The sequence below is a fragment of the Candidatus Margulisiibacteriota bacterium genome, assembly GCA_041658645.1.
Lineage (GTDB): Bacteria > Margulisbacteria > WOR-1 > O2-12-FULL-45-9 > XYB2-FULL-48-7 > JBAZZV01.
In genome coordinates, this window is record JBAZZV010000021.1 from 1 (window position 1) to 6,217 (window position 6,217).

General features: G+C 45.8%; 6 protein-coding genes. All 6 read left to right on the forward strand.

The window, feature by feature from the left end:
* A partial coding sequence (gene mrdA, locus WC903_09055; protein ID MFA5894093.1) for a penicillin-binding protein 2 occupies positions 1 to 1,400 on the forward strand: 1,400 nt, incomplete at its 5' end.
* 152 nt (positions 1,401 to 1,552) lie between these two features.
* The gene (locus tag WC903_09060; GenBank protein MFA5894094.1) at positions 1,553 to 3,442 is read left to right on the forward strand and encodes a hypothetical protein; all 1,890 of its coding nucleotides are present in this window, start codon (positions 1,553 to 1,555) and stop codon (positions 3,440 to 3,442) included.
* 366 nt (positions 3,443 to 3,808) lie between these two features.
* On the forward strand, positions 3,809 to 4,501 hold the full coding sequence (locus WC903_09065) for a hypothetical protein (GenBank protein ID MFA5894095.1): 693 nt from the start codon (positions 3,809 to 3,811) through the stop codon (positions 4,499 to 4,501).
* The gene (locus WC903_09070; GenBank protein MFA5894096.1) at positions 4,494 to 5,018 is read left to right on the forward strand and encodes a nucleotide exchange factor GrpE; all 525 of its coding nucleotides are present in this window, start codon (positions 4,494 to 4,496) and stop codon (positions 5,016 to 5,018) included. Before WC903_09065 ends, WC903_09070 begins: the two co-directional genes overlap by 8 nt.
* Positions 5,019 to 5,180: 162 nt before the next feature.
* Positions 5,181 to 5,618: an Hsp20/alpha crystallin family protein gene (locus WC903_09075; protein MFA5894097.1), complete on the forward strand. Its 438-nt coding sequence runs from the start codon at positions 5,181 to 5,183 to the stop codon at positions 5,616 to 5,618.
* 139 nt (positions 5,619 to 5,757) lie between these two features.
* On the forward strand, positions 5,758 to 6,217 hold a 460-nt coding region (locus WC903_09080; protein MFA5894098.1), incomplete at its 3' end, for an Hsp70 family protein.

Consider the following 6,217-nt stretch of genomic DNA (forward strand, 5'->3'; position numbering starts at 1 on the left):
TGGCGCTTAAAGCCGCCGACTGGCCGGGCGTGGTGCTAACCAGCCGTTCCGGCCGCGAATATCATCTGCCGTCTTTATCTACTTCACATCTTTTGGGTTACACCGGAAAAATCAGCGAAGCCGAACTGGCTAACGCCGGCGGCGAGTACCAGATGATTGATTATCTGGGCAAGTCCGGCGTGGAGTATTTTTGGGAAAATGAGCTTAAGGGCGTGGCGGGGATAAAGCAGATTGAGGTGGATGCACTGGGGCGGGAAAAGAAAATATTGAATTCACAAAAAGCGATTGACGGCCATAGTCTGCTCTTGTCGTTGGATAGCGAGGCTCAGGCGAAGCTGGAGGAGCTCTTGTCGGCAACGCTCGCCAAAGCCCGCCTCAAACGCGGTTCGGCGATTGTGCTTGATCCGAACAACGGCGAGGTGCTGGCTATGGTCAGCTTGCCTACTTATGATAATAATTTATTTGCTCGCGGCATCACCGGCGATGAATATAAAGCTTTGCTGGATAATCCCGACCACCCGCTTTTTAACCGTGCGGTTTCCGGTGAATTTCCTTCCGGCTCAACCATTAAGCCGGTAATGGCCGCCGCCGCCTTGGAGGAGGGCGTGATCAATGAACACACCACAGTGCTCTCCACCGGCGGCATCAGCGTCGGACCATGGTTTTTTCCGGATTGGCGTGCCGGCGGGCATGGCTCTACGGAGGTTAAAAAAGCCCTCGCCCAATCGGTTAACACCTTCTTCTATTATATCGGCGGTGGTTATCAGGGCTTTAAGGGCCTTGGGGTGGAGCGAATAGTGCGTTATGAAAAAATGTTCGGTCTGTCCGAGCAGACCGGCATTGACTTACCGGCGGAAGCCACCGGTTTTTTGCCGTCAATGGAATGGAAAGAAAAAGTCAAAGGCGAGAAGTGGTATATCGGCGATACCTACCATCTGTCTATCGGCCAGGGAGATCTGACGGTGACGCCCTTGCAGGTCGCGGATTATACCGCCGTGTTCGCCAACGGCGGCAAGCTCTATCGCCCGCATTTGGTTAAGGCGATACTCTCTAATGAAGATAAGATAGCCACGCCGGTGGAAATAATTCCGGTGCGCGCTGATTTTATCAAACCGGAAAATATAAACATCGTACGCGAGGGCATGCGGCAGACGGTTACTACCGGCAGCGCGCGCAGCTTGTCTGCGGTTCCGGTTCCCGTCGCCGGCAAGACCGGCACGGCGCAGTGGTCAAGCAAAGCGCCGAATCACGCCTGGTTTACCGGATTCGCGCCTTTCGACCGGCCGCAGGTAGTGATAACGATTTTAATTGAAGAAGGCGGCGAGGGCTCAACCATCGCCGCGCCAATCGCGCGCGATTTTTTGACCTGGTACTTTAATAGAAAAAGTTCAAATTTATAATTACTGGTAAGTTTATTTTTTATAAATTGTTAATCTAAAAATAAATAATAATAATTTTCAATTTTCAATTTTCAATGAATTTTCAATGATTCAATTTTTAATTAAATATTTATTGTGGTATAATCTTAGCAAGAATAATAAATTATATTCATATGAAAAGAAAACTTAATTACAGTGATTTAATTTTTTTTGCAGTAGTTTTTTTTCCGGCAACTCTTTTTAATATCGGGACTGTGTCAGCTGCTACCAGCACGACCGCCTGCGCGCCGGCGACGGCTGAAATGATTTTTCGCGATGGAAAAGGGGAGTTTATTCCGAATCTTAATTTTGAACTCTATGAACAGCTGACTAATGTTGACGGCTATCCGGCGCCAGGTAAGAAAGTGGCCGCCGGCAAGATTGATCCTTTTTTAGGTAAGGGAACAGTCAAATTTACGCCTAAGGCCAATGCTGAAGGCGGTTTTGGCCTGATGATCAAGGTATATGATAAAAGCTCCACTGTGGGTGATTTCTGGTATGCCAGCGATTTGTTTCTCGGCTGTGGCGCGAGCAAGACTGTAACCAAAACCATTTCCGGCATCCGTTTTATATTTCGCGACGGGCTAGGTAATCTTAAGAAAAATTTTAAATTTTCACTTTATACCCAGCGCTATGACGCTGACGGCAAGCCGATTAAGGAAAAAAAAGATTTAATCTCATCAGCACTTGATACCGGTGAGACGGGTGAAACCACAGTCTACGTGACCGACCAAGCTCATGTTTTGCGCGGCGCTGGCGGTGACTATGCTTTGCTCGCCAGCCCAGCCAGCGAAGGAAGTTTTATTGAATACTATCTGCACGTTGACAGCGAGCGCACCACGCAGTTTGAATATACTCTTTCCAGCGCGCAGTTTACGGTAGTCAACGCGGCCGGTGACGCCTGGCCGCGCACCTCCAGCTTGGAAATTTTTAAACAGGAGCGGGATGCCAAGGGCAAACCGGTGTTTGGTAAAAGCTTGAAAAAAAGCAGCCCCGATTATGCGGGTTTAATCAAATTTGAATTTCAGGAAGGCTTATACGCCGCCGGCATAAAGGATGCGAGCGGTAAAAATTATATTTCTTTTTACAACCTGAATTTGACGCGTGGCAAGCTACTGGAAAAAAAATTAGTTTCGCCTCTTTTACGGTTGCGCGCCAAAAATGCCGCAGGCCAGACAATGCCGGAAAAGAGCATCATTGTGATATATGATTTGACCAAAGATGATCAAGGGCAGTATTATCGCAACAATAAAATTATAGAGCTGAAAATCGCGGCCAAGGGTTATGCGGAAACCAGCCTGGCTCCTGCGCCATATTTGGCAATTTTCAAGGATGTCAAGGTGGAATACGGCCAGGGCTTTACGGTCATTGCCGGTAAATTGCAGGATATTACTTTGGCCGCGGTTCCGGCGAATCCTTTTGTCGCGGCTAAACCGGTGGTTTTGGGAGCAGTGGCGGCGAGCGGGCTTGGCAGTAAATTAAAAGGCCGGATTCTTTTGCAAGTTGAGGGCTTGGGCGAGGCCTGGTATGTACGCACCGATAACGGCCAGCGGGTTTATCTCAAGGACGGCGACACCGCTTATCAATTGATGCGGAAGGTCGGCCTTGGCATTACAGATTCGGATTTGAAAAAAATTCCAATCGGCATTAATCAAAAAATAATTGAAGCGGATCTGGACACCGATGCCGACGGTGCGCCGAATAAACTGGAAGAGGCAATCGGCACCGATCCTTACAATTATGATTCCGATGGCGATGGCGATTCTGACGGCGCGGAACTCACAGCCGGCACGGATCCGCTCTCAGCCGCAACGCTCAATTTTGATTCTAATTTTGCCGCCAGATTGAAAGGCAGAGTTTTATTGCAAACAGAATCTAAGGGCGAAGCCTGGTATATCAATCCTAAAGATGGCCGCAGGTATTATATGAAAGACGGGATTGCCGCATATCAATTAATGCGCTTTCTTTCGCTTGGGATAACGAACGAAAATTTAGATCAGATTGAGGAGGGGAGCATTGAATAAAATTAATAAATTTACAATTTTCAATTTTCAATGAATTTTCAATTTTAGAATTATTCAATTGGAAATTTAATCATTTAATCATTGTTTGAAAATTGATAATTGAGAATTGAAAATTAGTAGGAAATAAGGCAGAAATCAGCAATTGGTTTGCCTTATTTTTATTTTATTTAAGCGGAAAAAATAGTTGAATTCTAGCACTCTTGACCCCGCACTTTCTGCATAGTTAATTTATTTTTCTACCCATATATTTAGAGCGACTGCGTCTTGCTTCGCTTGTTTTAACCACTATTTGCAAGGAAAGGGCGGGGCAGGCATATATTTTGGCACTCTTGACACCCGAGTGCTAAATAATATAGTATAGTAAATATGGAAAAGAGGCAGGAGCAAATTTTAGCTACGATCGTTAAAGAGCACATTCGGACCGGTGCGCCGGTCGGTTCTGAGGCAGTGGTAAATAAGTATAAATTGGGCGTTTCATCGGCCACAGTGAGAAACGAAATGGCGGAGCTGGAGCAGGCCGGTTATATCGCTCAGCCGCACACCTCGGCCGGACGAGTGCCGACCGAACCGGCCTATCGCTTTTATCTTTCAAAATTGAAAGAAAAAAAAATCAGCGCCGCCGAAGCTGAAGTCTTGGATAAATTGCTTGCCGGCACGGATGAACAGTCTTTCAAGCAGACAGCCAAGGCGCTGGCGAGTGCTTCCGGCTTGGCGGTTTTTTGGGCTTTTCACCGGCGTAATCTTTATTATACCGGCATTGCCAATCTTTTATCTCAGCCGGAATTCATCGAGGCACGGCTGGTCTATGATATTTCCGGCATTATTGACCGTTTGGACGAAATCATTGATGAGATTTTTGACCGTACTGAATTCGGGCCGAGTGTACTTTTGGGTAATGATAACCCGTTCAGCCCAATCTGCTCGACTATTATGAGCAAATATAAATTGGGAGAAAATACCGGTTTATTCGGCCTGCTCGGACCGATTCGGCAGGACTATGAAAAAAATTTGGCTTTTGTGAATTTTATTGATAACAAATTAAAACTGGCGCATGCATAAGAAAAAAGAGGAAAATAAAAAAGCCGAAAATAACGAATTGAAAGAAACAAAACAAGCGGCACCTGAGTGCGATTGTGTAATGCTTGAGGAAAAGTATAAACGCGCTTTGGCTGATTACCAAAATTTATTGAAGCAGACTGCGCGGGACAAAGAAGAGTATTATAAATTCGCGAGCGAACAGATTTTATACGAGCTATTGCCGGTTTATGATAATTTGAAAATATCTTTCGTTCACACGGACGAAACAGCCAGCCAAAATGGCTGGCATAAGGGCATTGAGCATATCATCAAGCAGTTCGCTGATGCTCTCGGACGGCTCGGGGTGGAGGAGGTAATTATCGAAGGCGAGCAGTTTGATTATCACAGTATGGAGGCGGTGGAAAAAATAATTACGGAGGATGAAAAAAAGAACGGCCTAGTGGAAAGAGTCGTTAAATCCGGCTATAAACTGCATGGCAAGGTGATCGCGCCGGCGAGGGTAGCGGTGTATGAATTCAAATTAAAAAATAAAATATAAAAAATAAAAAGTGAAAGACAAAAATAAAAACGCTTGATTAAGTTAACCAAAGACAACATATTTTAATTTTTAATTTACGTTTTTCATTTTTACTTTTAAATTAAGAGGTTTTTGTTGTAAAATTCAAAATTATTTGAATTTACACGATAAACCCGTAAAGCTATGTCAGCACTTATCAGATGGTCTCCATTTCTTGAACCGTTTGAAGAAATGGATAAAATGTTTAGCGAAATGTGGCCGGCGACGCGCGGCCGCGAAGGCATGATGCCGGCGATTGATATGTATGAGGATAAAGATAATGTAATTGTGGAGGCGCAATTGGCCGGCATTGATCCGGAGCAGGTGGACATCTCCATTGAAAATGACATTCTAACCATCAAGGGCGAAAGCGAGAAAAAAAGCGAAGTGGAAGAAAAGAACTATTATCGCAAAGAAATCAGGCGCGGCAGTTTCTACCGGAGCGTCCCTCTGCCAACCCATGTTTTGGGGGAGCAGGCGAGCGCGGTAGCAGAGGACGGAGTTTTACGCATTTCGGTTCCCAAACAGGCGCTTGGAGATCAGCCGAAAAAGATTAAGATTGAAACGAAGAAAAAGCAATAGGACGTTTGACAATTGACATTTAACTGAGGACGGGGAACAAGGGAAAGGGACATTTGCCTGCCCGCCAAGCTTCGCTGGCGATGCGGGCGGGACTTTTGACAAATAACGAAACTATTAATTAGTAAAAATTAAAAATACTATGGCGAAAATTTTAGGTATTGATCTCGGGACGACTAATTCGGCAATGGCAATCATTGAAGGTGGCCAGCCGAAGATTATTGAAAATGCCGAGGGCGGACGGACCACGCCGTCGGTGGTGGCGATTTCCAAAAATGGCGAACGATTGGTCGGCATGACTGCCAAACGGCAGGCGGTAATTAATCCGGAAAATACTGTTTTTTCGGTCAAGCGGCTGATTGGCCGGCGTTTTGACGACCCGGAAGTGGTGCGCGATCAGAAGATTATGCCTTACAAAATTATTCAGGCGGGCGAGGGCATAAAAGTTAAGCTGGGTGATAAGGAATATACGCCACAAGAAGTTTCCGCGATGATTCTTTCTAAGCTTAAAGCAGACGCCGAGGCTAAATTAGGTGAAAAGATTACCGAGGCGATAATCACCGTGCCGGCTTATTTTGACGACGCCCAGCGCCAGGCGACCA

Coding starts and splice junctions, on each gene's coding strand:
- WC903_09060 (MFA5894094.1), top strand. CDS start 1,553: ATGAAAAGAAAACTTAATTACAGTGATTTAATTTTTTTTGCAGTAGTT.
- WC903_09065 (MFA5894095.1), top strand. CDS start 3,809: ATGGAAAAGAGGCAGGAGCAAATTTTAGCTACGATCGTTAAAGAGCAC.
- WC903_09070 (MFA5894096.1), top strand. CDS start 4,494: ATGCATAAGAAAAAAGAGGAAAATAAAAAAGCCGAAAATAACGAATTG.
- WC903_09075 (MFA5894097.1), top strand. CDS start 5,181: ATGTCAGCACTTATCAGATGGTCTCCATTTCTTGAACCGTTTGAAGAA.